The 24,429-nt window shown below is 52.8% G+C and carries 27 protein-coding genes; 7 read left to right on the top strand and 20 right to left on the bottom strand.

Annotated features, from left to right (window positions below; genetic code table 11):
• Window positions 1-76: 76 nt before the first annotated feature.
• Complete coding sequence (locus A3GO_RS0105660; RefSeq protein WP_029132583.1) at window positions 77-316, bottom strand: CDGSH iron-sulfur domain-containing protein; 240 nt, start codon at window positions 314-316, stop codon at window positions 77-79.
• Window positions 317-413: 97 nt separating this feature from the next.
• The gene (locus A3GO_RS0105655) at window positions 414-683 is read right to left on the bottom strand and encodes an Lrp/AsnC family transcriptional regulator (protein ID WP_029132582.1); all 270 of its coding nucleotides are present in this window, start codon (window positions 681-683) and stop codon (window positions 414-416) included.
• A 192-nt stretch (window positions 684-875) separates the two neighbouring features.
• Between A3GO_RS0105655 and A3GO_RS26675 the strand changes: the two genes are divergently transcribed.
• Window positions 876-1,010 carry a hypothetical protein gene (locus tag A3GO_RS26675; RefSeq protein ID WP_273437252.1) on the top strand — a complete coding sequence of 45 codons (135 nt, stop codon included), beginning with the start codon at window positions 876-878 and terminating at the stop codon, window positions 1,008-1,010.
• Between the two features lie 7 nt (window positions 1,011-1,017).
• Here the strand turns inward: A3GO_RS26675 and A3GO_RS22690 are convergent, their stop codons facing one another.
• The 8 genes from A3GO_RS22690 to A3GO_RS0105615 all read right to left on the bottom strand — a co-directional run bounded on the left by A3GO_RS22690 (window position 1,018) and on the right by A3GO_RS0105615 (window position 7,331).
• Window positions 1,018-1,887 (bottom strand): DMT family transporter, encoded by an 870-nt coding sequence (locus tag A3GO_RS22690; RefSeq protein ID WP_245621677.1) that lies wholly within the window; start codon window positions 1,885-1,887, stop codon window positions 1,018-1,020.
• Window positions 1,888-1,942: 55 nt separating this feature from the next.
• Window positions 1,943-2,434: a GlcG/HbpS family heme-binding protein gene (locus A3GO_RS0105645; protein WP_029132581.1), complete on the bottom strand. Its 492-nt coding sequence runs from the start codon at window positions 2,432-2,434 to the stop codon at window positions 1,943-1,945.
• Window positions 2,435-2,585: 151 nt separating this feature from the next.
• On the bottom strand, window positions 2,586-3,017 hold the full coding sequence (locus tag A3GO_RS0105640; protein ID WP_084609826.1) for a YqaA family protein: 432 nt from the start codon (window positions 3,015-3,017) through the stop codon (window positions 2,586-2,588).
• On the bottom strand, window positions 3,014-3,679 hold the full coding sequence (locus tag A3GO_RS0105635) for a gamma-glutamyl-gamma-aminobutyrate hydrolase family protein (RefSeq protein WP_029132579.1): 666 nt from the start codon (window positions 3,677-3,679) through the stop codon (window positions 3,014-3,016). The genes A3GO_RS0105640 and A3GO_RS0105635 overlap by 4 nt, the downstream gene beginning before the upstream one ends.
• A complete protein-coding gene (locus A3GO_RS0105630; protein ID WP_029132578.1) occupies window positions 3,652-4,641 on the bottom strand; it encodes an amidoligase family protein in 990 nt (329 codons plus the stop codon). The genes A3GO_RS0105635 and A3GO_RS0105630 overlap by 28 nt, the downstream gene beginning before the upstream one ends.
• A 126-nt stretch (window positions 4,642-4,767) precedes the next feature.
• Complete coding sequence (locus A3GO_RS0105625; RefSeq protein WP_029132577.1) at window positions 4,768-5,100, bottom strand: YnfA family protein; 333 nt, start codon at window positions 5,098-5,100, stop codon at window positions 4,768-4,770.
• Window positions 5,101-5,122: 22 nt separating this feature from the next.
• Window positions 5,123-6,085, bottom strand: coding sequence for an HDOD domain-containing protein (locus A3GO_RS0105620; RefSeq protein ID WP_029132576.1), 963 nt, complete (start codon window positions 6,083-6,085; stop codon window positions 5,123-5,125).
• 193 nt (window positions 6,086-6,278) lie between these two features.
• Window positions 6,279-7,331: an aldo/keto reductase gene (locus tag A3GO_RS0105615; RefSeq protein ID WP_084609824.1), complete on the bottom strand. Its 1,053-nt coding sequence runs from the start codon at window positions 7,329-7,331 to the stop codon at window positions 6,279-6,281.
• Between the two features lie 281 nt (window positions 7,332-7,612).
• Here A3GO_RS0105615 and A3GO_RS0105605 point away from each other — a divergent pair, with 281 nt between their 5' ends.
• Window positions 7,613-8,452 carry an alpha/beta hydrolase gene (locus A3GO_RS0105605; protein WP_029132574.1) on the top strand — a complete coding sequence of 280 codons (840 nt, stop codon included), beginning with the start codon at window positions 7,613-7,615 and terminating at the stop codon, window positions 8,450-8,452.
• A gap of 336 nt (window positions 8,453-8,788) precedes the next feature.
• Window positions 8,789-9,127, top strand: coding sequence for a GYD domain-containing protein (locus A3GO_RS0105600; RefSeq protein WP_029132573.1), 339 nt, complete (start codon window positions 8,789-8,791; stop codon window positions 9,125-9,127).
• 179 nt (window positions 9,128-9,306) lie between these two features.
• On the opposite strand, the gene A3GO_RS0105595 is transcribed toward A3GO_RS0105600, so the two are convergent.
• The 5 genes from A3GO_RS0105595 to A3GO_RS0105575 form a co-directional block, all read right to left on the bottom strand.
• Entirely contained in the window at window positions 9,307-10,068 is a 762-nt protein-coding gene (locus tag A3GO_RS0105595; RefSeq protein ID WP_157606731.1) for a Tll0287-like domain-containing protein, read from the bottom strand.
• Between the two features lie 298 nt (window positions 10,069-10,366).
• Window positions 10,367-10,777: a hypothetical protein gene (locus A3GO_RS0105590; RefSeq protein ID WP_245621676.1), complete on the bottom strand. Its 411-nt coding sequence runs from the start codon at window positions 10,775-10,777 to the stop codon at window positions 10,367-10,369.
• 484 nt (window positions 10,778-11,261) lie between these two features.
• Window positions 11,262-11,660, bottom strand: coding sequence for an SEL1-like repeat protein (locus A3GO_RS0105585; RefSeq protein WP_029132570.1), 399 nt, complete (start codon window positions 11,658-11,660; stop codon window positions 11,262-11,264).
• Between the two features lie 130 nt (window positions 11,661-11,790).
• Window positions 11,791-12,504 (bottom strand): monofunctional biosynthetic peptidoglycan transglycosylase, encoded by a 714-nt coding sequence (gene mtgA, locus A3GO_RS0105580; RefSeq protein ID WP_051301903.1) that lies wholly within the window; start codon window positions 12,502-12,504, stop codon window positions 11,791-11,793.
• 163 nt (window positions 12,505-12,667) lie between these two features.
• Window positions 12,668-12,874: a DUF6494 family protein gene (locus tag A3GO_RS0105575; protein ID WP_029132568.1), complete on the bottom strand. Its 207-nt coding sequence runs from the start codon at window positions 12,872-12,874 to the stop codon at window positions 12,668-12,670.
• Window positions 12,875-13,275: 401 nt separating this feature from the next.
• Here A3GO_RS0105575 and A3GO_RS0105570 point away from each other — a divergent pair, with 401 nt between their 5' ends.
• Window positions 13,276-14,505, top strand: coding sequence for a lipase family protein (locus A3GO_RS0105570; protein WP_029132567.1), 1,230 nt, complete (start codon window positions 13,276-13,278; stop codon window positions 14,503-14,505).
• Between the two features lie 81 nt (window positions 14,506-14,586).
• Here A3GO_RS0105570 and A3GO_RS0105565 read toward each other — a convergent pair whose 3' ends face one another.
• Together A3GO_RS0105565 and A3GO_RS22685 are read right to left on the bottom strand one after the other, a co-directional pair.
• Window positions 14,587-14,970: a nuclear transport factor 2 family protein gene (locus tag A3GO_RS0105565; RefSeq protein ID WP_029132566.1), complete on the bottom strand. Its 384-nt coding sequence runs from the start codon at window positions 14,968-14,970 to the stop codon at window positions 14,587-14,589.
• Between the two features lie 321 nt (window positions 14,971-15,291).
• Window positions 15,292-15,999, bottom strand: coding sequence for a winged helix-turn-helix transcriptional regulator (locus tag A3GO_RS22685; protein WP_051301873.1), 708 nt, complete (start codon window positions 15,997-15,999; stop codon window positions 15,292-15,294).
• Between the two features lie 165 nt (window positions 16,000-16,164).
• On the opposite strand from A3GO_RS22685, the gene A3GO_RS22680 reads away from it, so the two are divergent.
• Window positions 16,165-16,731 carry an OsmC family protein gene (locus A3GO_RS22680; protein ID WP_051301872.1) on the top strand — a complete coding sequence of 189 codons (567 nt, stop codon included), beginning with the start codon at window positions 16,165-16,167 and terminating at the stop codon, window positions 16,729-16,731.
• A 436-nt stretch (window positions 16,732-17,167) separates the two neighbouring features.
• On the opposite strand, the gene A3GO_RS0105550 is transcribed toward A3GO_RS22680, so the two are convergent.
• The 3 genes from A3GO_RS0105550 to A3GO_RS0105540 all read right to left on the bottom strand — a co-directional run bounded on the left by A3GO_RS0105550 (window position 17,168) and on the right by A3GO_RS0105540 (window position 21,111).
• On the bottom strand, window positions 17,168-18,940 hold the full coding sequence (locus tag A3GO_RS0105550) for an ATP-dependent nuclease (RefSeq protein WP_029132565.1): 1,773 nt from the start codon (window positions 18,938-18,940) through the stop codon (window positions 17,168-17,170).
• A 264-nt stretch (window positions 18,941-19,204) separates the two neighbouring features.
• Complete coding sequence (locus tag A3GO_RS0105545; RefSeq protein WP_029132564.1) at window positions 19,205-19,972, bottom strand: amidohydrolase; 768 nt, start codon at window positions 19,970-19,972, stop codon at window positions 19,205-19,207.
• Window positions 19,960-21,111, bottom strand: a complete 1,152-nt coding sequence (locus A3GO_RS0105540) for a pyridoxal phosphate-dependent aminotransferase (protein ID WP_037374750.1) — start codon at window positions 21,109-21,111, stop codon at window positions 19,960-19,962. Before A3GO_RS0105540 ends, A3GO_RS0105545 begins: the two co-directional genes overlap by 13 nt.
• Window positions 21,112-21,207: 96 nt before the next feature.
• Here A3GO_RS0105540 and A3GO_RS0105535 point away from each other — a divergent pair, with 96 nt between their 5' ends.
• Together A3GO_RS0105535 and A3GO_RS0105530 are read left to right on the top strand one after the other, a co-directional pair.
• Entirely contained in the window at window positions 21,208-21,915 is a 708-nt protein-coding gene (locus A3GO_RS0105535) for an ABC transporter ATP-binding protein (protein WP_051301902.1), read from the top strand.
• On the top strand, window positions 21,909-24,428 hold the full coding sequence (locus A3GO_RS0105530) for an FtsX-like permease family protein (protein ID WP_029132561.1): 2,520 nt from the start codon (window positions 21,909-21,911) through the stop codon (window positions 24,426-24,428). The genes A3GO_RS0105535 and A3GO_RS0105530 overlap by 7 nt, the downstream gene beginning before the upstream one ends.
• Window position 24,429: the final 1 nt, after the last annotated feature.

Raw genomic sequence — 24,429 nt, 5'->3', positions numbered from 1 at the left:
GCAAACCGGGCGGGATTCGCGCCCGCCATCGGCTCAGAAATGGAGTCGCCTGAATATGGCCGGGAAAGATGGATTTTCAGGTTTTCTTATGACTGCCATCACACAGGGGTTTATTCTGCGACCCCTTGCAGCCGCAAAAGTAGACAGTTCCTGACTCTACAGCCTCATATTTCACCGGGCGGAACTCTGTCACCTTATGCGAACCATCGCAGAAGGGTTGGGTTGCGCTCCGGCCACAGGCACACCAGTAGTAGGTCTTGCCCTGTTCGACCTCAACCGCAAAGGGGCTATCTGCTGCACGTACGGGTTCACTCATCACCTGTTCTCCTGATCCGATTAACGCTCAACTGCTAAGAGAGGCATTAATCATAGCCCAACCCGGAGTATTAATTTGAACAGGCTTTGTGTTGAAATCAGAGTGAGAACATCGCTTCCAGATCGTGTCTGGAGTAAGCCTTGAATGCCAGCATGGTATCGGTCTTTTCGATGCCGTCGATCTTGACCAGTTGATCGGTCACCAGTCGAGCCAGATCATCATTGTGCTCAACACGCACAATGGCCACCAGATCATAGTTGCCGGTCACCGAGTAGACCTCGGATACCTCATCCATCCCGGCCAACTGTTCCGCGATCTCATTGATCCGGGTACGGACGACATTCAGTAAAATAATCGATGTGATCATCAGCTTGCTCTCCAGAGGTCAATAAATATTGCGCTCGACGGCGCGTAACCGGTCACGCATCTCCCGCACCACTTCACTGTGTTTTCGGGTGCACCGGCGCCACTCCAGATAACGTTCATGCTTCTTGCCGTATTCGTTTACATCTTGGCCGCATGGAACCCGGAATGGTGAAAGATAAGCGCAATCAATAACATGCAAAGTGATAAAACTGGTTTTTTAACTGGCATTCCGCTCATGGGGCTTCGCTATATCCACAACAATGACCGGACAAATTTAGCACAAAAGCGCCTGAAGCCGGAGCAGTTTATGCCATCCGGTTTTTGGTAATGTCCGGCTAGTCCTGGCCACCGCGGAGGATGCGTGGAGCATCAGCCTTCTGTTGATACACGTTCAGCAGATTTCCCAGCAGCATCAATCCTGCACCCAGCATCAACGCGACATCAAACGCCTCGTGATAAAACAACACACCGACTACCGCAATCAGCGGCAGGCGAAGAAAATCCAGTGTCACCACAATACCGGCCTCGGACAGTTGCATCGCCCGGGTAATGCAGTAATGTGCAGTCAGGGCGGTAATACCCACCAGCAACAGCCACAACCACTGCAGGGGATCCGGCAGGCGCCAGGAGGAGAGGGAAAGCAACAAGCCGACCGGCAGTTGCACCAGGCACATATAGAACAGCACCGTCAGGGGATGGTCGGTATTCGAAAGAGCCTTGGTGGAGACATGGGCGACGGAATAACAGATCGCCGCGGCGATCACAATCAGTGAAGCGAGATCAAATATCTCCGAACCCGGCCTGACAATCACCAGGACACCAGCAATTCCGAACAGAATGGCCAGGATCTTTTTGGCCGTCAGCCCCTCCTTCAGAAACAAGGCAGCGAACAACAGGGTCCATATCGGTACGGTAAACTCAAGAGCAAACACCTCCGCCAGCGGCAATAATCCGATACCGGTGAACCAGCCATACTGTCCGCCAAAGTGGAACAGGTTTCGGCCGATATGCAGGGCACCTCTCCGGGTGGAAAAAAGAGCAACACGCCCGGTACTGTAGATAATCAGGGTGATGAAAATCAGGCCGATCAGGCTGCGGAAAAACAGTGTTTGAAAGGTATCGATCTCTCCCGACAGCTCACGAGCACCCACCGCCATCAGGCAGAAAGAGAACAAGGCCCCCATCATCCATAGCACTACCCCCATGAGCTCTCCTGATTAACCATCGGTAATGTGATGACCGGCGTGCCGACATACTGGCTTACATGGACATCTCAAGATCATCCACGACCTTGTCGATGCCGGCCTGGGCACAGGCCTCGTCAGTTTCACCGGAGGGCGCACCGCTGACCCCCACGCCACCGAGCAGCATGCCGCCAGCCTGAACCGGCAGGCCACCGGCAGACATCACCAGTCCTTCGACACGACCAATCGGTGTATTGGCACGGGAAACCAGTTGTGAAGTAGCGGCATTGAAATTGACCGCCGTAAAGGCCTTCTGCCGACTGATTTCCAAGGTAATGGGCGCGGCGATTGTGTCCCGCAGCACGGCTTGTGTTGTGCCCTCACGGTCAACGACCGTGACGCCTATCTGAATGCCCTCCTTACGACACGCCTCGATCGCACCATGGGCAATCTCCTGGGCCGTCTCCAGGGAGAGGCGCTTGATATTGATCGTTCGGGATACCTCATCAGCCGGCAGAGTGTTTGACAGCAGGACGCCCAGGCAGATTGCACCAATTCTTCTTTTCATATTCATTTAACCCCCAAATTTATTTTCAATCGCTATTGTACTGGTTTGCCGTAGCAACAGAATTGTGGAAAACCTCAGTATGCGTTTTGCTAAAAAACAGGATTGCCCATCTACCCAAGAGGAACTACCGCTACTTTAGTTCGTTGAGTTTTTACACCGGGGCCCAGGCAGTCAGATAGACTACCGAAATATAGCGTAGTGCCTTGCCAGTGCCCACCAGCAGCAGGAACAGCCAGAGACGGACCTTCATGATGCCGGCAATCAGGGTCAGGGCATCCCCCCCCACCGGCATCCAGGCGAGCAACAGGGTCCAGAAACCGTAACGTTGAAACCAGCGCTGTGCCCGTTCGATCTGTGCCGGCTTGAAATAGAACCAGCGTCGGTCCTGAAAGTGCAGCAGGTACCAGCCCAATAGCCAATTGACCACGGCCCCCAAGGTATTACCGAGCGTGGCAATACTCACCAGCACGATGGGATCACCGCCATCGCGCAACAGGGCGAACAGAACCACCTCAGAATAGAACGGAAGAATGGTGGCCGCCAGAAAGGCGGAGCTGAACAACAGCAGGTAGGAAAGAATCATGCCGTATCCTGCAGCAACCAGCGAAACAGCGCAAACTGGGACGGCAGGTAGAACAGGTATTCCGGATGCCACTGTACGCCAATGATTCTGCATCCGGTGGTCGATTCAACAGCCTGGGTAATCTGGTCCAGGTCCCAACCCACAACCCTGAGATCGGGACCGTGCTCTTTGATTGCCTGATAGTGCAGACTGTTAACCCTGAGATGGATCTTTCCGCACACCGAGGCAATATTCGAATCTGCTGCCAGCCGCACCTGCTTGGTGGGTAACAGACCAGGCCGGTTGTAAGTGAGTTTGCGCAACTGACGGATATCCTGGTGCAGGGTACCGCCTAATACCACGTTGATCAGTTGGGCGCCACGACAGATCCCCAGCAGTGGTATGTGCTTCTCCAGTGCATACTTTATCCAGCCGATCTCCAGACGATCACGTTCCGGATCCGCTTTGACCATGGCGTTGATATCACCGTTGTAGTGTTCCGGTGCAATATCGTCGCCACCGCCAATAATCAATGCGTCTGGAGAATCGCCGCTGAACTGGTGGCGCACACTGATCCGTTCCGGCACGCCACCGGCCAGGCGTAACGCAAACCGGGTGCACCACCAACTGGGAGACCAGCGTCGTGCATTGCCGGTTACACCAACTCGTGGTCTCTTAACCATTGATCAATAAACTCAACCCAGCTCGAACGCCCTACGCCAATCACTGGCCGTTCCGCCGCAAGGAAGGCAGACGACAACTCATCCAATGCACTCCTCTGGTTGGCCAGGCGTTCGACCACCAACCAGTTATTCCAGGGATCTACCAATGTCCAGTCAGCCTTCTCGACATGACAATCGGGAAGCCGATAATGAAAAGCGGGCCTTGACTTGATCTTCGGATCATCCACGGCACGGCGCACGCGGTCATTGTCTATGTCAGACAGTATTGGCAGCATATCCAGGGCACGGTTGCGCGTGGCATTATGCTGAAGATAGTCAGAAAAAACCTGATCCAGTGTCGGTTCAGACCGGGAAAACAACTGTTCCAGATAGGCTTGTGGAAACAAATCAATGTAGGGGCTGATTTTACGTGTCACATCAACCTGCAGATCGTCAACCAGCCACCACTGCAGGAGTGCAAAGGCACGCAGATAGGCGTTCAGTGTGCCGGCATCGAGACTCGGAATTTCGGTATTCACATGAACCCCATAGGCAGCAATCGGGGAATGTTCGGTCCCGATGGCCCCGGCCTGGCGCAGGGCGTCAACCATGGGTAGCAGAGCCCCTAGATCCGCAATCGGAATCGGCGGGCAAACCACCTCCATTGGCACCAGCAGGGTCGCCGCCTGACTCAGCAGATCGACCCAGTCACCGCCCTCCTCCGCCTGCTCACTCCTCGCCGCTGTACGCTTGAGAAATTCCCAGTCCAGCTCGATATTAAACGTACCCAGATCCTCTACATGTAATTTCCGCTCCGCTACCGATATGCTCTCTACAACACCGTTCAGTGAAGACACCAGTGCCGTCTCCGTCTGATCAAGTGTCAGGCCGGTGAACTCCAGCTCGAAGCCGACCCGCCTGGGTGTATCGTCCTGCTTGTATGTAACCGGCGGACCAATGAATACAGCTTCTTGTTGTGTCATAGATCTCCATAAAATGAATTAATCTGACCGGTAAATCGATAACGCGATCCGCGTGATATTAAGAGCCACCGCAGGGTGGCATAACGTGCAATGTACTTTTATAGAACATTGCCAGACCCTGATGTTTCAGCCATACCGCGGGGCAAACATGATTATCGCCATACCGGTCAATGCAACAGCCGAACCCACCAGATCCCAGGACGTAGGCTGAACGCCATCAACGGCCCAGAGCCAGAGAATGGCCACAAACACATAAACACCGCCGTATGCCGCGTATACTCGTCCGGCCGCCGTCGGGTGCAGCGTAAGCAGCCAGGCGAACAGAGAGAGACTGAGTGCGGCAGGAACAAGTAACCAGGGGGATCTATTCTGGTTAAGCCAGAGATACGGCAGATAGCAGCCAACAATTTCCGCCAGCGCGGTTAATAGAAAAAGCCCTACCGTTTTAACTTCAGACATACCGCATCATACCGTTTGCCGTCTACTCCTGAAGCCCCAACGCATCCAGGATTTTCCCGGTTTCAACAAGTATATTTTTCCGCTGAACAATCAATGTTCTGGGGATTATTGATCGGTATTTTTCCGGCAGTACAGAGCCGGTGGACAAGATCACTTCAGCAAGCTCTGTGGCCAGTATTTCAATCTGTTTTTCTTCATATCCCTCTTCCTGTTCAATCTCATCCGGTACCATAACGGGCTGGTTCATCAGATAGACACTGTAAAAATCCGCGATCTGAATGATATCGACACGCAGGCGCAGCAATCGCTCATCCAACGCATCAGTCGGCAGATTATAGTTGTGGTGATTGGCAACAATATCAGTTATCGCCTTGGGTATCTCCCAATGCACACAGGCATCGGCTCCGACCCGAACATGATCGATACCGCAGGTTTTCATCTCAGCATCGAGTAGCGCGGCAGGCGTCGACCAGCGATTTTCATCAATACGGGAAGGACCCTCCGGAACGGCCTGAAAAATGATGAATCGCCCGATATCATGCAACAGCGCTCCGAGGTAGATGATTTCACTTTCCAGATGCAGATCGGGCATCACCTCCACCAGCTTTTTCGCAATTACCGCAACTTGTACTGAGTGAACCCAGAGATTTCGGTCACTCTGATTACGCGGTTCAAAGGAGTCCATCAAGGACAGGCTGGCGACGATACTGGCGATTTGCCGGGAGCCGAGTCTGGCTATGGCATGTTTAAGACTGAACTTCTCCGCCATCTGACTGGACTTGCAGGTCTTTGCGGCATACTGGACCAGCCTGATGGAAAAGGTTGGGTCCTGCCTGGCCAGGTGATATACCTGATCAAGAAAGTCATCATCATCCGGACTCAATACCAGCAGTTGTGAGACGACGGATGGCAACAGAGGTAATGAACCGATCTTATTGTTGATGGCTGACGAATACTGCTGCTTATTAGGCCCGATACTATTCATGAGAGCACCCGCATTACCTCATCCCCTGTATTGGGATCTGCCTTAGGTATCAATAGTAGCAGATCCCGATACAGGGGAAGGTTTGATCCATAACAGAACTACGGCTGTGCATATGGCCCGTCTCACCTCATTCGGCTTCAACTGTGTTGGTGGATAAAAGTTAGGTCAAGCCGGAGCAGAAATGCGGCCACTTTCAGAATGGCACCGGGTACTGCCGATGGACCGATGCAATATCATTCAGTACAGCCTCACTTAAACAGAGTTCAAATGCGGCGATATCTTCCCGCAGCTGATCCATTGAAGTGGCACCGATGATAGTAGAGGTCACGCCATCCACCTGATTACACCAGGCCAGTGCCATCTGGGTGGGAACAAGCCCGTGCCGGGTCGCCACTTCAGCATAGGCCTTTATCGCGCTATTGCTCACTCCGGTATCCCGAAACAATCCATTACGCTGCATTTTGCTCCAGCGGGTACCTGGAGGCCGGGCACCATCAATATACTTCCCCGTCAACGCCCCACCCGCCAGCGGTGACCAGGGCAGGTAGGCCACATCGGCGTGCACGCAGTTTTCGATCAGATAGGGCCAGTCCTTGGTATGTAGCAGATTGAATTCATTCTGAATCGAAGTCACGCGTACAAGATCATGCTGCTCACTGAGACGGATATACTCATTGATGCCCCAGGGGGTATCGTCAGAGAGTCCAAAGTGGCGGATTTTTCCCGCTTTAACACAGGCATCAAGCGCCTGCAAAATCTCCAGCATCTGCAGGGAATGGACCGTTGCCTCCACTTCCGTGAAACGCAGCATCCCTGGATGATGTTTGGCAAAGTGGGGGGAGGTGCGATTGGGCCAGTGCAGTTGGTACAGGTCGATATAATCCGTCTGCAATCGCCGTAAAGAGGCATCCACCGAAGCGATGACCGCCTCACCGGTAATATCGCCGCCCTTGCGGATGTATTCCAGGCCGTTACCGGCGATCTTGCTGGCAAGAACAAACTCGCCACGCCGGGTTGAATTGGCCGCGATCCAGTTACCTATAAGGGTTTCTGTCGTTCCATAGGTCTTTGCCGTAGGCGGTATGGCGTACATCTCCGCCGTATCGATAAAGTTGATCCCCTGGGACAGGGCGTACTCTATCTGTGCATTGGCATCTTGCTGACTGTTCCGGGTACCCCAGGTCATGGTGCCCAGACACACCCGGGATACCCTAAGATTACTGCTGCCCAGTCTGGAATATTTCATAGAAGATGCCCTGTTTTTTCTCTCTGCAAATAACCGTGCGAATATTGTCAATCAATTTCCATAAATAACACACAGCAATATTAAAGCCCCCGGTACAGTTATCAACCATGTATGGCAGCCGGTTTTACCCATGGCACTTCCTGTAACCCTCCAACCTCTCTATTTTGAAACTTCCTGGAATCGCCCCCCCTCCAACAAACCCGGCCTCTCTACGTCGACCACACACAGGGTAAGGATTCCGCTATGCTGCTCTTATGGATCAATCCAGGAAATCCGGGACCATGTTGAACGTGATACTGATAGCGGCCGGCATTTACGCTGTCTTACTGCTCATCGTTTATCTCAATCAATCCAGCCTGCTCTATTTGCCCGGCATGCCATCACGGGAACTCACCGCCAGCCCACGTGATATCGGCCTGATCCATGAAGATGTGCGGCTGCTGACCGACGACGGCGTGGACCTGCATGGCTGGTATATTCCCACCGAGCGCGCGCGCGGAACCCTGCTGTTCTTCCATGGCAACGCGGGTAATATCTCCCACCGGCTGGAATCATTGCAGATCTTTCATCAACTGGGACTCAACGTCCTGATCTTTGATTACCGTGGCTATGGACAAAGCCAGGGACAACCCGGCGAGCGGGGAACCCAGTTGGACGCCCTGGCGGCATGGCATCATCTGGTGGACATCCGGGGCGAATCACCTGATCGAATCGTACTGTTCGGTCGATCACTCGGCGGCGCATTGGCAGCCTGGCTCGCTGCACGCGTGCAACCCGGCGCACTTATTCTGGAGTCTGCCTTTATCTCGGTACCGGAACTGGCGGCCGAGTTGTACTGGTGGCTGCCGGCCAGATTGCTTTCCCGACTGCAATACAACACACGGAATTATCTGGCTGAAGTGCATTGTCCGGTGCAAGTGATACATAGCCGGGAGGATGAGATCATCCCCTATCGACACGGCCAGTCACTCTATGAAGCGGCACATCCGCCGCGAACCTTCCTGGAACTCAGGGGCGACCATAACACGGGATTTATTGTCAGCGGGGATAACTATATGCGCGGCCTTGAAACCTTTCTTACCGCTCACCTGCCTGATCCATTAAAAGAACACCATCCATAGCCTACTGTTGTTCACCCCCACGCTTCGGGATGTGGCAGAGGATGGTGGATGGGACGCCAAGAGTTCATCCACTCTTACCCTGTTTTTATTAATGTTGTTATTCCGGTCTTTCGTACTACAGTTTAACCACTGCAGTGCCGTCTTTAGTTACGCAGACACCCCTCCAGCTATATCTACCGAGAATGACTTAAACAACATTGATCGGACCGACGATGATATGAGGGCGCAGCAGGAATCAGGAACGGCAAGAGAAACGCCAAGCGTAAATGAGATTGGCGAGACCCTGTAACAACCCGCTCTTTCGGTAGTTTTTCATTTAGGAATAAGGAAACACTGATGAGTATTTTTATCACACAAGGCAACTACACCGGCCAGGCGATCAAGGGAATGGTTAGTAATCCCGAGGATCGAAAGAAAGCTGTAGCCGGTCTTATGGAATCAGTCGGCGCCAAACTCCTTCAGTACTATGTTACCACTGGCGAATACGACTTTTTGGTCATCGCCGAAGGTGACAGTTTGACTGATGTCCTGGCCGGATTGATGATCGCAGGGTCATCTGGTGGCGTCACCAACCTGAAAACCGTCCAGGCATTGACCACTCAAGAAGCCAAGTTATCAATGGAGAAAGCGAAAACTGCCCGGGCTGGATTCAAGGGACCCGGTGCCGGTAGTTAAACTTCCATTTTGCAGCGGCGGACGTCACTACCCTGACGGTCTGCTGCTGTAATGAAAATTCATGGTAATTCCGCACTCCTACAGGGCTTCGCCAAGAAGGCTCGACTTACCAGGCTATCAAATGACGTGTAAACAGCACCGCATCAAATGATAACCCGGTAACGTTCGCTGATAGTCTATTACTCTACAGCCACCGAGACACTGATCAGGCCAATCACATCACCGGCATCGAATCCGTCTTTTTCAAAACCCAGCATATCGAGTTCACCTTTCGGTTTTCCGTGGCAAGCCAAACAGGGTGGCATGAGATTAATCGGATCAAAATACCGGTAGACCTTCTGCTTTCCCATCATTGCAAACTCGCCTTTGGGTTTTGCCTCCGTACCGGCATTCACAAACTCGGTAAGTACTTCTATTTCCTTTAAATCCGGAGCATTACTTGGGTGTCGGTAATTGACGGAAGGCTGTTTGGTTACAATACCCGTCCTGGAGTTAAACATCAGACCGGCCTCTCTCGCCCACTTGGCTGGCAGGAAATGTTTCCATTTGACTCCCTGCACATTCAGCCGGTCCTGATTATTATCCATACTCAACTTTCCGGCCCATATCAGCTTGTCAATGATGCGCTGTTGCGTAGGAGAGGCATCCATAAATTCCGCCTCAAGTGCAGATTTCCACTGATCAGCAAACACATCGCCACTGAAGCCTTTATCGCCGAGGGTCGGATCAGTCAGTTTTCCCATCTGGGCAAATATCACCAGTCTGCCAATAGCAAGTGATTTTGATATCATCACTGCCGTTGAATGGGCCTCAGACTCATTCACCTTCTCCAGAAACAAATATTCTGGAAAACCACCTTTTGCAGCTATTCCAATATCACCTGAAGCTTTCGCACACAAAGGCAATAAAACAGATAAAGAAATCAGTAGTATTTTCTTCACAGTTATCCTCCACTGGACTTTTTATGCCGCACTTTTCCACAAGCAATCCTGTGCGGCGGCCAGGAGTTACTTTCCAAGCTATTTTCGATCGATAGCTTTGGTAGTGTGTATGGAAAAGTGAAGGTGGAAGATAGTAGTTATTTTATATTTTTATAACCATACTGCCTAAGAAGACTATCAGATAATTTAATTCGAACAAACACATTTTTATATGGATGGAAACAGGAATCCTGAATGGCTATACAAGATCAGTGATTAGCATCATTCAGTGCACGCGGTGAACAGCGGGATCCATTGGTCACGCCTGGGTTCGCCCTGTTTTGTAGAAGATGTATGGCATAATCGCCACCCACAGCAAAAAGACCACCCAAACCCGGCCTGCCAAGAGATTGTAGTCCTGGAGCAATCTCGCCCAGGAGTGTCCCGCAACATAGTGACCAAAAGAGAACTCAAAGATAAGAGTGAGAAGCAGCCATGAGAGGCCAACCATCCAGACCTGGGTCAGCGATTTCAGGGGCCAGATGCGGGAAAATACCCAAACGGCGAGACCGGTAAATAATATACCTGTCAGGGTAGAAATCTGGTGAGCAGCCAGTTCTGTTACTCGCTTGCCATAGGTTGCCTCCCTCAGCAAACCATTACCGATAGCGACTAGCATAAGCACAAACCAGAAAAAAATATGACGTATAATCATGTTCTCGCGCTTCATATTTCTGAATTGAGCCGCCCTAAGCGTAAAAATTTACCGGGTAGCCATCATCAACATGCGTGTACTCAGTTTGCCTACAGAGGCAATGTTGCAAACGCCGGTGACACCGCCATCGGTGCCCGCGAAGCGGCGCTGGTGGTGTACGGAAGAGAATAACAGCATATCTCTCAGAAGCCACCGTTAAGGTTACGCTATGAGGTTCGCAGGATTTGAGCACAGGATATTGCCCGAGTGGGGCTCCACTGAGTGGCGCACGCGTCGATTTTATTCCTATGGGCAACTTACTTGCCACTGGAAAAAGGCAGCTATTTGCCGAGGCGTATTCCACAAGATATTGCCGATATCAACAAAGCACAACGGAATAAACCCTACTATTTTGTGGTTAATATGCCTGTTTTTCGACCCACACTTTCAGCCCCGCGCCCGGTCCAGAGGTGCCGGCCCAGCCCGGATTTGACAAACCCACGGGCTCAGACTTGGATAATCAGAGTTGCCAGTCACCGCTTGTTCTGTACGGTGCGAGATACCTTTCGGCATACTCCCGGGCAAGTCGCCTGGATGTCATCAACTGATCATCGGTCAACGTTTTTTCCAGCCGTTCTTTCCCTGCCACTCCCTCCGTATCCCCCTGGGCTGCCGAGAGCGAGTACCAGACGTGTGCCAGAACCAGGTCTCTGGGCACCCCTTTTCCCTCGGCATGCATCCCGGCGATGACATTCTGATAAACGGGATATCCACGCTCCGCCAACCCCCTGAACTCCCGGTAGGCCGCAACGTAATTGCCTCGCTCAAGATGCGCGCGACCGACCGCACTGTCGGTCGCAATGGCTGGGTACAAGGGAAAGACAAGCGTGAGTAATAGGAATAAAAACCATCTGTCCATTGGCGACCTCCTGCCAGGCTGGTCTTACACATCCGATCGGCTTATGTAACCAAATATAGGAAACCTGGATTCAAACGCTCGCAAAAATATTGCTCTGCCGCTCTTTTCCTTGTCCGTGTGGCCTGCCAACCTATTGCAAAAAAGTCAGGTAAGGCGGGCCACCCAAGCGGCGCACTTCCCGGCGAATATCCTGTGCTCTACTGCTTACGTAATCAGATGGCGGTGTCACCCGCATGCGCTTGGGATTCGGCAACACCGCTGCCAGCAATGAACTCTCATGCAGTGTAAGCCGATTGGCGGGTTTGCCAAACAGGCGCTGGCTCGCCGCCTCGGCCCCGTAAATACCGGGAGCAAATTCGGCCACGTTCAGGTAGACCTCCAGTATGCGCTGCTTGGGCCAGAGACTCTCAATCAACAGCGTCAGGTAGGCTTCAATCCCCTTGCGCAAATAGCTGCGGCCTCCCCAAAGATACAGGTTCTTGGCAACCTGCTGGCTAATGGTACTGGCGCCCCGGACTCTTTTCTGTCTGGACGACAAGGCATCCATGATCGAATCCAGATCAAAGCCATAGTGCACGGGAAATTTCTGGTCCTCGGACGCGACAACGGCAATCGCCAGTTGCGGAGAGATTCGCTCAAACGGGGTCCAGCGATAGTCAATCTCGCCATCAGACTGCCAGCGCTCGGCCAGCATGAAGGCGCTGGTGGGCGGAGCCATCCAGCGCCAGGGCAATACCACCAGCACGCCAAGGAATGCAACACCCAGCAAGAGCAAGAAGATCCAGCGCCGTATTCGATACTTCCAGCCGGGCTTGGAGCGCCGACCTGTTTTACTTGACCACATAATCATATCGAAAGGCGCCAGCGCCCTTTGAGGAATGTTTGCAAGGCGCAACCCAACCCCATGCCCTGGATTCCTGCGTAATCTCGCACATGCCGCACCCAGCTGCCATTGAACAGCAAATAATTGTTTAAACTACTTGGTCACAGTGACAGGTCGTTGTCGACTATTCCAGGGCAATTTCACCATCAACCACCCAGGTCAGACCCAACTCCGCGATTTCCAGGGTCATCTTGACCTTGAAGTTTTCGTTACCCTTGATCGCACCCGAGTTCATGGCCTGATTCACGGCGTTTTCAATCTCCCGTTGCGAGGTAACACCAACCTTTTTCAGAAATTTACGCATATCCATATTGAACTTGTCGTCGTTCATCTGTTTGCTCCTGTCAGGTTCGGTTAATCAAATCTGTCCGATACCGGTAACCATAGCATTTCAATGGGCGATGAAGGTCTCTCCAGAAATCTATTGCGATAAGACAACACCGTGTAGAGCGGCAGGCATAGGCAAGAAAATAAATCTGCCCCGTTTTCCGTGTTGAACCGGACAACCGCTGCCGAACATCAATACCAAAAGTCCTGGCCATGTTAACTATAATTCAGTGCAACCGGTTTGATTTTCTATGGATAAATAGTCGGAAGCCGGTTACAGGATCCAACAAAAAGATCAGCCCGGTGCTATCACTCTTATCCACAATACCACTAATGGGGATGGGAGCGTTCGGCATCGGGAGGGGATTGCGACCATAACCGGAGAAGCGATCAAGGAAGAGCTCAATGACCAGAATCAAATTACTCGTTTATTTGATTGGCTTGCTTTCAGCACTACCGGCTGGGGCGCAATATTACACCAACTATCCGACACTCGATAATCCAAGTCATTACCTGGAGAGCTACCACGGAGACATCCGGGTCCGTGAAGATCAGACTCAGGCAGCGTTCCTCCTGGTTCTCCTGAATCTGCTGAGTCCAATAGAAGGGATCAGGCAAGACGACATGGTGCCACCTGGTGACCTGAAAGCCATTGGGCTGACAGAGCGCCTTTACGGCGTAGCGGAACTTAACAAAGACATACTCCCGCGTGCACTAACGGCTATACGTGACGAGATCGATATCCAGCAAGAGGTCTACAGGATACTCCCCGATCGGCTCATAGACATGCAGCGAAGCATTGCCAGTAAAATAGGCGAGCAGCCAAACCTGGAGGACATCACAAAATTGGCGGCGATATCGTTCGTTCATCCAGACCCGCTCATTCGCATCGCTTCAGCACCACTGCTGATCGTACTCACCGACGGCGAACAGGAAGCCCTGGAAGAGCTCAGGCGCGGGACGCAGCTAAAGGACCAGCGATTGTCGCTTCTTGCCACCACGCTTCTGGCCCGATTCAAAGCAAAAGACTCAGCACTCGAAAAGCTGACAGAGGAGCAGAAGCCAGGCTCAGATCCAACAGAAAACCCGCATTCTACCTTGGTGATTCATGGCACCTGGGCTAACGATGAAAACTGGTGGCGGAACGGCTACCCTTTCTTTGAGTACCTGGAACATGAGGTACAGATCGATGACCTGTACATTGGTAACAAACCTTTCGCATGGACGGGAACCTGGAGTCACGATGCGCGTAAACAGGCCGCCACAGAACTCGCGACTTGGGCAACTAAAAACAACAAGGCTTGTCTGAATATCGTTGCCCATAGCCATGGGGCTAACATTGGATTCATAGCATCCAGCGGTATTCCCTTCGGCAGAATGATCCTGCTGTCAACCCCGGCTCACCCCCACCGGTATAGCCCGAAACCTGAAAATTACCAATCGATATTCTCACTGCGGGTCCATTTGGATCTTGTGGTTCTTGCGGACGGGGGTGGAAACAGATTTCCCGCCAATTGGAGTGGCGTAGAAGAAAAATATATCGGCTGGTTTAATCACTCTTCGACCCACTATGAAAGTCGGTGGGAGAAAAATAATGTTCCGAGCTGGCTTGCTACCGACAAAACCTGTCAATGAGCATTCGTGGCCTGTGACACCCAGATTAGGCCCGGCATTTCGTCCTTCGCAGGTATGACCATGTAGCTGTCATCTGTTTGTCTAGTACATTGGGTTTCCATTCTTTGTTTCACTTGGAACCTCCTGTATTGAATCCCAATGTTCAACAATTTTTCCATTATGGTCGAAACGGAAAAAATCCATTGTCACGTATTGTTCATTGCCTGGCCATGTCTGATGAGTGTGAAGTGCCACCAAATTATCCTCGGCTACTGCTCTGACAAATTCGATGCTTTTGTCAGGATAATCCCGGGCCATTTCTTCGAAGTAGTCGATGAACGCCTGCTTACCATCGGCGACCAGTGGGTTGTGCTGTATGTATTCTGCACCGACATAATCCTTGACAGCCCTGGACGGATCTCCCAGGTAAGCGGTGCGATAAAATGCAATAGCATTTTGTTTATTTGACTCCAGGTCGTGATCCATTTCTTTTCTCCGACTTAATATTTACGACAGCCCGCGGGTTGAGATAAGCCCGTGAACTCCAACTAAATTCCATTCGCCCCCCATAACCGGATTCGATATCGTTAGCCATGACGTTCCAGTCACTCGCCTCTGTATAAAATAGGTGCCGCCTTTCACATCTGCACGTCGGTAGCGCATGTTTCGCAATCCTTTGTTTATTATGCGCGATAATTGCCGTTGGCGAGTTGGTTATAATTACAGGAATCCCAACGGGTTTGCATTCGTGATTAACGTGATGTTGGGGTTCATTCCTCACCCCAACCTACCGGCTTCATTTTATAATCAATCGTCTGCAGCAACCCTGGTCAAGGCTGGATCACCAGGACGAACATCCGCATATGGATTGATACCAAACCAACTCAACATGGTTTTTGACAGCTGTTTATTGCCTTGTGTATCTATTCGCTCATCATCTAATGCAGCCTGCAGAGCCAAGTCCCCCTCCCAGACTTCCACCATGGTACGGAGTGAACTGCGGATATAAAGATCAACGTCCATTCCCGGATTATCGGTACAGAGGTCGACACTGTCGGCGCGCACGATGAGCCACCAGTTGTTGTAGCGTTCAATGTCGTTAAAGATAAAACAGAATATGGTTTCGCCATCCGGTAGTTCGTCTATCTGCAGGCGACGCTGGATATCCCACATAAGGAATTCAACATCCAGTTCTTCATCACGCAATTGACCGCGCGCCCAACGCATACCCCATACAGCGAGATTTTCTATCAGCGGTTTTAATTCCTTGCCGGCAGGTGTCAGGAAATATTGATGTCCTTTACGGCCCTGCTGTGTCTTACGCACAACAATGCCGGCATCTTCAAGTTGCTTCAGTCGCTTGGTTAACAATGAGGGTGATATTCGAGACAGGCCGCGTTGGAGTTCGCTATAACGATGGGAACCAAGGGACAGTTCGCGCAGAATAAGTAGCATCCAGCGCTCACCGAGCAATTCGGTTGCCTTAGCGATGGGACAGAACTGCCCATAGTCCATAGTGCCTCCCAGCCATCAATCGTTGCAGGTATCAAATAGTCTACTACAGATTTTGTAGTGGTTTACTACATTCCAAGACGTATAAGGGTAAACAGTGTTTGCATAATATTTCTCCATCGACGCGATAAGTCGATTTAAACCACCAAACCCCTTAGGAGAAATATCATGACCCATACTGCAAAAAAAATTGACCACCTGGTAAATGGCGTTGATACCCAGCGCATTGTAGAACTGGCGACCAACATGTCACGGGACGAAAACTACGGTAAGTTTCGCTTCCGCGCCAAAAATGAGTGGATTAACGGCAGCCGCAGTCGCACCGCTATCAAGAGCTTCTACGCAGGCAATAGTGAGCAAGCGGAGCGTACACAAGTGTTGACCGTGAATGCTGACCAGCCTGTATTCCTGGCGGGGCAGAACACGGCGCCGAATGCGGTTGAACATTATCTCAACGCCCTGGTCAGTTGCCTGAACACGACCGTGGTTGCCCATGCATCGGTACAAGGTATCCCAATCGAATCGCTTGATATTTCCGCTGAAGGCGAGATGGATGCTCGCGGTTTCTTTGGCGTTTCAGAGGATGTCAGCCGTGGATATCAAAAAGTTAATGTCGATATCCGGGTTAAAACGCCCGCTGATGAGGCAACTATCGGGAAACTGATCAGCTTCTCTCCGGTTTACGAAATGGTATCCAGGGCCATCCCGGTTGAAATTAAAATGACCATTCAGTAATAATTATCAGGCGTGGTATTAACGCGGTTGGTGGTAATTCGGTCCAACGAGTAGTTGCACTTCATTTATCATCAACCGCTTTTGTTTGTGCGGCCTTTCCGTTAATAAGCGGGCTGTTGCACTCGTAACAACGGTGCGACGTACGATTAAACGTTGACCGACAGGAAGCAATTTGCACTCCTGGTTGTGCGTGTATGCAATGGCCGAATGCTAATCGCATAGTAATGAGTATAGGGGAAACTCTATTACCTATACTTACAGGGGAGTCTTAAGGAGCGAAATGTCCGCTTCCAGATGAATAAACCTTCTATCCGCATGGGCACAAAAGGCGTGCCCACCCTACTTGGCTCGGTTGATTGAGTCCGTAGGATTGGGTGAGGAACGGACGCCAACCTACGGGCTATTGGCTCCGAGAAGGCTCATATATGTTAAATTATTATTGCTCCGTATCAATCACTATTTTAAGTTGTTCGAAAATAGTCCTAAAGTTTTCAAATGACTCTGCTGGCTGCTCGGACACCCAGTTTGAAAATTGGGTCTTAGTACTCTTTTTTACTTTTTTAGCAAGATACCCACTTCCATCTGGAAGTTGATTTGAATAAAGATCGCTAAGATTAATAGTAGTGGGTAGCTCAGGGTCATTCGCTTTTGCTATTCGATCTTCAAGCTCAATGACCCCCTCGCCTAATGCTTCACTTATAACCTCCGCAGGAAACATGAACTCAATCGGTACTGGTAGATTGAGTTCACTACCTATGTTATTTTTTATATCTTCTTCGATAGCTTGAAGCGTCTCAGGTAGTGCAAGCAAACCAGCATAAAGCATTCGCTCAGAAGATATTTCGTAAAATTCAGTATCATCTATACGCCCACTGGAAGAGAACTCCCTTATTTGTTTTCTTCCTTCTTGGTCCCTGTCGAATAAACCGATAACAGCGTGAGAAAATTCTTTTGACAAAACTTTGGCAGACTTAAGATACGGTGGGATATTCGTAGCTCCTCCTGCATGTAAGAATTCACAAAAAGGATCATCATTGGGATAAAGCTTGCGATATGCCTCCTCCATAATGGTTTTATCCGTGACACCTTCAACGATTACATGAGGAATCGCTTGTTGTACAAGCTCTGCGTCAAGTCTATTGACTGTAGTCGTTAAAGTTTGTATCTGCTCATATGCTTCTCTTGCTCGGTCAGCAACTAATGCAGCTACACCGAGCTTGCGATCTAATATCTCTTCAGAAGACACTTTTTCAGCCCGGGTTTCATTACCGCTCTCCAATTCCATTTGATACACATACCATTTAGATACGTGATCTCCAGATAAATCATAAAACGCTGGCGAGTGGGTCGTAAGAAAAATTTGGTTTTCCTCGCAAAACTCCTCCTTAAATTGTTTCGCAAGCTCAAACGCAGGGCCAAGCTCTAATGATGTTTCCGGCTCTTCATATGCCCATATGTGATGTGTGTTTGTATGCCTTGCAATGAAATCAAGAATATAGGGTATATGTCTACTTTGTATGCCGTCCCCTCGCTTTTGAAGAGGTACACTGTGATCTCCATACCCAGTTGAGAAATCAAGAGCGTTAAATAATACACGCAAGTTTGTTGGGGGTTGTATACTGCTTTCTATACCTACCCCTTCTTTTATTTTCTCACTCATATCCTGAGTGCTATTGTTCAAAGTATTCATTAACTCATCTGTTGAGTTAATCAATCCAGCTTTCTCATCTTCAAGCAGGGCGTCATGGAGCAGCGACAAGTAGTGGCTAAATATGTCTCTTCCTCGAACAGCCGGCACGTAATGAAAAGAAATTTTATTCAAGAACCTAGCAATCGCAGTTGAGGGAAGACCTTTCGGGTATGCCACTTCTGGCTCAGCAACATACCGATTCCAAACCTTCTTAATGACAAATTCCTTTGGTAGAGATTTCCAATTTAAAAAGTTATAAAAATGAACCTTGATCCATATAGTTGCACGCCCTTTCGTATCTCGTGCCTCTTGCTCCCTCTTTCTCGTCAGATCATCCGAAAAGTAATATTCTTGGCCTAATTCCGTCTTATTGTTAAAAAACAGGTTTAAAGCCTTTAAAATATTTGACTTCCCACTGTCATTTCCACCAATCAAAATATTCAGATCATCAACGTTCTTTAAATCCACTGAATACACTGACCTAAAATAGCTAATTTCGATCTTTTTAATTATTTTCATAAAGTACTTTTCAATATTTAACCTACTCGCAGAAGTCCCTTACCAAGCTCGTAGGTTAGGGTAAGCTTGCGAACCCCAACGGTTCTTCAGCGTGTACCGCGTGAAGTTGGGGTTCATTCCTCACCCCAACTTACCGGCTACCGGCTGATCTTCAATAAAGAAGCCTATCAAACAACCGTATAATAATGAACTAATTTCTTGGGAAGCATGGAACCCGTTTGGGGATTTATCGGGGCTGGGTTCAGGTGCCCTATTCAAGGAGTATTACAGGGAAAAATGATCCGCATCCAGGTGGGCGGGGAATGCTTCCCGGTAGCTCATCAGCTCGGCGTGATTGAGCTGGACAGTGAACAGCCCTGCCTCACTGCCGGCGTTCAACAGCTCCTCGCCCTGGGGTGAGATCACCACGCTGTCGCCACTGTAGGCAATGTTGTTGCCGTCTTCGCCGACCCGGTTCAGCCCGGCGACATAGCAGAGGTTCTCGATCGCCCGGGCCGGCAGCAGTCGCTGCCAGTGCATGCGTCGCTTCTCCGGCCAGTTGGCGACATAGAGCAGCAGGTCGAAGCTGCTGTTGTTGCGACTCCAGACCGGGAAACGCAGGTCATAGCAGACCAGCGGACAGATGCGCCAGCCGTTGAGGGTAACTACCAGCCGTGCATCACCCGGCTTGTAGTGGCGGTGTTCCTCCGCCATGCGGAACAGGTGGCGTTTGTCATAGAAGGCGAAACTGCCGTTCGGGCGCATCCAGATCAACCGATTGAAGTAGTGACCGGCATCCTCCAGGATCAGGGAACCGGCGATCACCGCCCCACTCTCCCGCGCCATGCGGGTCATCCAGTGGATGCTCTCGCCGGTCATGGTTTCGGCCAGTTGGAAAGACTCCAACGAGAAACCGGTGCTGAACATTTCCGGCAACAGGATCAGATCGGACGCCGGCGCCTGTGAGATCAACACCTCGAAGTGCTCTCGATTGGCTTCCGGCTCCTGCCAGTAAATGCTGTCCTGTATCAGGGTAAGGGTCAGATCCTGCACAATAACTCCGCTGCTCTGATGAGGGTTTCGTCCTCTTTGGCAAAACAGAAGCGCACATAACGCGCCGCTGGCGGCTCTTCATAGAATACCGAAACCGGGATTGCCGCCACCCCTTGCTCCCGGGTCAGCCACTCCGCCATGGCCAAATCTTCCTGGTCACTTATTTCACTATAATCCATCAGCTGGAAAAAGGTGCCCTTGGCCGGGGAAAAATGAAAACGCGATCCGGCCATCTGCTCACAGAACAGGTCCCGTTTGCGCTGATAAAAGGCGGCAAGTTGCTGGTGGTGTTGCGGGCAGGATTGCATAAAATCCGCCAGGGCGAGCTGGATCGGTGTTACCGCCACAAAGGTGACATACTGGTGCACCTTGCGCAGTTCCGCGGTGAGCGCGGCCGGGGCAATGCAGTAGCCGGTTTTCCAGCCGGTGACGTGGTAGGTCTTACCGAAAGAGAAGACAACGAAGGCGCGCGCCGCCAGCTCGTCGTGTTGCAGCAGGCTCTGGTGGGTCACGCCGTCATAGACCAGATGCTCGTACACCTCATCGGAGAGCAGCAGGATATCGGTATCCCGCACCAGCTCGGCCAGGGTCGCCAGATCCTCCGCCAACAGGGTTGCCCCGGTCGGATTGTGGGGCGAGTTGAGGATGATCATACGGGTCCGGGGCGTGATGGCATCCTTGACCCGTTGCCAGTCGACAGCGAAGGCCGGCGGCAACAGCGGCAGATGCACCGCACGGCCGCCACTCAGTTCAATGGCCGGTTCATAACTGTCGTAGGCGGGATCAAACACAATCACCTCGTCCCCCGGCCTGACACAGGCGGTGATGGCGCAGTAGAGCGCTACGGTGGCGCCGGGCGTCACCGTAACCTCCCGGTCTGCCGAGACCGGGCGGCCATAGCTCTGCTCGATCTTGGCGGCGATCGCCTCGCGCAGACGGGCAACCCCGGCCATGGGCGCATACTGGTTATGCCCCTGCCGGATGTGATGATCCACCCGCTCCAACAGCGCCTGGGGGGCACTGAAATCGGGGAATCCCTGACCCAGGTTGATCGCCTGATGACGGTTGGCCAGCTCACCGATTACGGTAAAGATGGTGGTGCCCACTGCCGGAAGTTTGCTATTAATGGTTATGCTCATGGTCTGGACAGGCTGTTCGGATTGATGGCCTAGTTTGCCAAATAGTCATGCCGGGTGATAGCTGAACTGTTGTAGATTTCCTATCCTATGAAGCATATGCAGAATAAACAGAACAAACCGCTGCTTGTCGTTGAACAACTGATGCACAGCTACCGTGAAGGGGGCGACAGCCGACCTATCCTGAACGGCATTGATCTGCAGGTGGCAGAGTACGAGTGTATTGCACTGCTCGGCAGAAGCGGTTCCGGCAAATCCACCCTGCTGAATATGCTGGCCGGCATCGATACCCCGCAAGAGGGCCGGATACAGGTGCTGGGGCAGGACATCAATGCCCTCTCGGAACGGGACCGCACCCTGCTGAGGCGCCGCCACATCGGCTTTGTCTACCAGTTCTTCAACCTGATCCCGACCCTGACTGTGGCCGAGAACGTGGGTCTGCCGCTGGAGCTAAACGGACTCAAGGAACTGGAGATCAGTCGCATGGTCGGCCTGATACTTTCCGATGTGGGGCTGGGTGATCGCTGGAACGCCTTCCCCGACCAGCTCTCCGGTGGCGAACAGCAGCGCATTGCCATCGCCCGCGCACTGATTCACAACCCCACTATCGTGCTGGCCGATGAACCCACCGGCAACCTGGACGCGGAGACCGGCGACCAGATCCTCGGCATCCTGATCGGCCTCTCAAGACAGCTCAAGCGCACCCTGATTATCGTGACCCATAGCCTGGAGGTGGCCGAACGGGCCGACCGCATCCTTACCCTGAGCGACGGAGTATTGAGTGAAGGAGGAGAACTCCATTGGTAGGCTCCCGTCTCTGGCGCGCCGGTTTCCGTCACCAGCAGCGACATGTCTGGCAGTCCATCCTGTCGGTACTTGGCATCGCCCTGGGGGTGGCAGTGGTGATGGCAGTGGGCCTGGCCAACCAGAGCGCCAGCCGGGCCTTCGAGATCACCATGGAGCAGATCTCCGGCCGCGTCACTCACCAGATCATTGCGGGATCGGCCGGACTCCCCGAGCAGCTCTTCACCGACCTGAGACGCCAATACCCCTATCTTCCCAGTGCCCCGGTGGTGGAAGGGGTGGTGCGCATCGACGAGGAGCAGCTGACCCTGCTCGGACTCGATCCGCTGTCGGAGCGTCCATTCAGAAACCTGACCCTGAATGCCCCACCCAGAGTGCAGAATCAACTGTTGACCAGCCGCGATGGCTTGCTGATCTCAACCTATAGCGCCCAGCGACTCGGACTGGACACAGGCAGCCGTATCACCCTGGATATCGCCGGCACTATTCAAGAAGCAGAGATTCTTGCCCTGTTCGGCGACCGCCGGGAGGCGGCGCTGGATGGTGTGCTGGTAACCGATATTGCCGTTGCACAGACCCTGTTACAGCAGTTCGGCAGCCTGGACCGGATCGACCTCGCGCTGGATGAGACGCAAGCCGCCATGTTGCGTGACTGGCTACCCGAAGGCGTCCGACTGGTGGAGACCGAACGGCGCACCGCCGCCATGGCCGACATGAGCCAGGCATTTCAGACCAACCTGACCGCCATGAGTCTGCTGGCCCTGCTGGTGGGCGGATTCCTGATCTACAACACCGCTACCTTTTCGGTTCTGCAGCGGCGCCGCCAGTTCGGCATCATGCGCCTGCTGGGCGCCACCCGGGGCGAGGTGTTCCGTGCCATACTCGCGGAACAGATGCTCATCGGCCTGATCGGCACCCTGGTGGGCATGGGAGCCGGCATTCTGCTGGCCCGGCAACTGCTCTGGCTGGTGACCCGCACCATCAATGATCTCTATTTTGCCCTGACCGTCAGCCAGCTTGAACTGGCACCACAGATCCTGTTGACCGGTTCGCTGCTTGGTCTGCTCACCACCTTTTTTGCCGCCTCCGTGCCGGCCTGGGAGGCCACCCGTTCCAGCCCCCAAAGCGTTAACCGCCGCTCGGTTATCGAGCGGCGGAGCCACCGCGCACTACCCTGGCTGCTGTTGATCGGGATAGCCGGCATGGCCGGGGGGGCGCTGCTGGTGCAAGCCTCGGAACGCAGCCTGTTGATGGGATTTGCCGCCCTGTTCTGCTTCATCATGGGCTATTGCCTGCTGGTACCGACCCTGGTGCCGCCACTCTCCCGGCTGCTGCAGCATCCGCTGAAATGGCTGTTCGGCACCATCGGCCGACTTGCCTCCCGGGGCATCGATGCCACCCTGAGTCGCACCGGCCCGGCCATTGCCGCCCTGACCTTGGCCATCGCCGCCACTATAGGCATGGGCATTATGGTGGAGAGTTTCCGCGACACCGTCGGCCAGTGGTTGGCCCAGACGGTACAGGGGGATATCTATGTCACCGCCCCCCATAGCGCCTCCAAGCGCGCCTCGGCGCCCCTGCCCGACTGGCTGCTGGAACAGGTTGAAGCGCTGCCGGGGGTGGAAGATCTGAGTAGCGGCCGCCATGTCACCCTGGAGAGCGAGAATGGCCCGGTCAACCTGCTGGCCATCGGCCTGGCGGCCCGCAGTTATCGCGGCTTCCATTTCAAGGGCGAGACCCTGCCCGATCTCTGGGAGCGCTTTGCCACGGGTGATCTGCTGCTGATCTCGGAGCCCTATGCCTACCACAATCGTCTCCAGGTCGGTGACGCGCTGCCTCTGCTTACGCCGGATGGCGTAGTCAGATTTACTATCGGCGGTATCTTTTTCGACTACGGCTCAGACCGGGGACTGGTGGTCATGCCGAGAGATCGCTACGCCACCCTCTGGCACGATAAGCAGATCACCACCCTCGGCATCTATCTGCAGGCAGGAGAACCGATCGAACCCCTGCTCACCCGGATCAAACAGTTGGCCGGTCAGTCAGAACGGCCACTACAGGTGCGGGCCAACCGGGAGATTCTGGAACAGTCGCTGGAGATCTTCGACCGCACCTTTACCATTACCCGGGTGCTGCGCCTGCTGGTGATCGCGGTGGCCTTTGTCGGCATTGTCAGCGCCATGATGGCGCTGCAACTGGAACGAGCCAGGGAGCATGCCATCCTGCGGGCCACCGGCCTGACGCCGCGCCAACTGCTGGGCCAGATCAGCCTGCAGACCCTGTTGATGGGGCTGATTGCCGCGCTGCTGGCGATGCCGCTGGGCTGGCTGATGGCGGAGATCCTGGTGCATGTGATCAATCTGCGTGCGTTCGGCTGGAGCATGCCGAGCCAGCTCTCGCCCACCATTCTGCTGGAGGCCACCGGCTTCGCACTGATTGCCGCGCTGCTTGCAGGGCTCTATCCCAGCCTGCGCATGGCGCGCACGCGCCCCGCCCTGGCATTGCGGGAGGAGTAGT

This window comes from Sedimenticola selenatireducens DSM 17993 (genome assembly GCF_000428045.1).
Lineage (GTDB): Bacteria > Pseudomonadota > Gammaproteobacteria > Chromatiales > Chromatiaceae > Sedimenticola > Sedimenticola selenatireducens.
Note: the sequence above shows the minus strand (reverse complement) of the source record. Positions and strands in the feature narration are given on the sequence as shown.

Excerpts from the sequence above, each read along its gene's own strand:
- A3GO_RS0105630 (WP_029132578.1), bottom strand. The coding sequence starts at position 4,641 with ATGACACAACAAGAAGCTGTATTCATTGGTCCGCCGGTTACATACAAG.
- A3GO_RS0105590 (WP_245621676.1), bottom strand. The coding sequence starts at position 10,777 with ATGAAGCGCGAGAACATGATTATACGTCATATTTTTTTCTGGTTTGTG.
- A3GO_RS0105655 (WP_029132582.1), bottom strand. The coding sequence starts at position 683 with ATGATCACATCGATTATTTTACTGAATGTCGTCCGTACCCGGATCAAT.
- A3GO_RS0105605 (WP_029132574.1), top strand. The coding sequence starts at position 7,613 with ATGTTGAACGTGATACTGATAGCGGCCGGCATTTACGCTGTCTTACTG.
- A3GO_RS0105600 (WP_029132573.1), top strand. The coding sequence starts at position 8,789 with ATGAGTATTTTTATCACACAAGGCAACTACACCGGCCAGGCGATCAAG.
- A3GO_RS0105620 (WP_029132576.1), bottom strand. The coding sequence starts at position 6,085 with ATGAATAGTATCGGGCCTAATAAGCAGCAGTATTCGTCAGCCATCAAC.
- mtgA (WP_051301903.1), bottom strand. The coding sequence starts at position 12,504 with ATGTGGTCAAGTAAAACAGGTCGGCGCTCCAAGCCCGGCTGGAAGTAT.
- A3GO_RS26675 (WP_273437252.1), top strand. The coding sequence starts at position 876 with ATGCAAAGTGATAAAACTGGTTTTTTAACTGGCATTCCGCTCATGGGG.
- A3GO_RS0105660 (WP_029132583.1), bottom strand. The coding sequence starts at position 316 with ATGAGTGAACCCGTACGTGCAGCAGATAGCCCCTTTGCGGTTGAGGTC.
- A3GO_RS0105565 (WP_029132566.1), bottom strand. The coding sequence starts at position 14,970 with ATGGATCACGACCTGGAGTCAAATAAACAAAATGCTATTGCATTTTAT.
- A3GO_RS0105645 (WP_029132581.1), bottom strand. The coding sequence starts at position 2,434 with ATGAAAAGAAGAATTGGTGCAATCTGCCTGGGCGTCCTGCTGTCAAAC.
- A3GO_RS0105535 (WP_051301902.1), top strand. The coding sequence starts at position 21,208 with ATGCAGAATAAACAGAACAAACCGCTGCTTGTCGTTGAACAACTGATG.
- A3GO_RS22680 (WP_051301872.1), top strand. The coding sequence starts at position 16,165 with ATGACCCATACTGCAAAAAAAATTGACCACCTGGTAAATGGCGTTGAT.
- A3GO_RS22690 (WP_245621677.1), bottom strand. The coding sequence starts at position 1,887 with ATGGGGGTAGTGCTATGGATGATGGGGGCCTTGTTCTCTTTCTGCCTG.
- A3GO_RS0105615 (WP_084609824.1), bottom strand. The coding sequence starts at position 7,331 with ATGAAATATTCCAGACTGGGCAGCAGTAATCTTAGGGTATCCCGGGTG.
- A3GO_RS0105570 (WP_029132567.1), top strand. The coding sequence starts at position 13,276 with ATGACCAGAATCAAATTACTCGTTTATTTGATTGGCTTGCTTTCAGCA.
- A3GO_RS22685 (WP_051301873.1), bottom strand. The coding sequence starts at position 15,999 with ATGGACTATGGGCAGTTCTGTCCCATCGCTAAGGCAACCGAATTGCTC.
- A3GO_RS0105585 (WP_029132570.1), bottom strand. The coding sequence starts at position 11,660 with ATGGACAGATGGTTTTTATTCCTATTACTCACGCTTGTCTTTCCCTTG.
- A3GO_RS0105640 (WP_084609826.1), bottom strand. The coding sequence starts at position 3,017 with ATGATTCTTTCCTACCTGCTGTTGTTCAGCTCCGCCTTTCTGGCGGCC.
- A3GO_RS0105635 (WP_029132579.1), bottom strand. The coding sequence starts at position 3,679 with ATGGTTAAGAGACCACGAGTTGGTGTAACCGGCAATGCACGACGCTGG.
- A3GO_RS0105625 (WP_029132577.1), bottom strand. The coding sequence starts at position 5,100 with ATGTCTGAAGTTAAAACGGTAGGGCTTTTTCTATTAACCGCGCTGGCG.
- A3GO_RS0105550 (WP_029132565.1), bottom strand. The coding sequence starts at position 18,940 with ATGAAAATAATTAAAAAGATCGAAATTAGCTATTTTAGGTCAGTGTAT.
- A3GO_RS0105575 (WP_029132568.1), bottom strand. The coding sequence starts at position 12,874 with ATGAACGACGACAAGTTCAATATGGATATGCGTAAATTTCTGAAAAAG.
- A3GO_RS0105540 (WP_037374750.1), bottom strand. The coding sequence starts at position 21,111 with ATGAGCATAACCATTAATAGCAAACTTCCGGCAGTGGGCACCACCATC.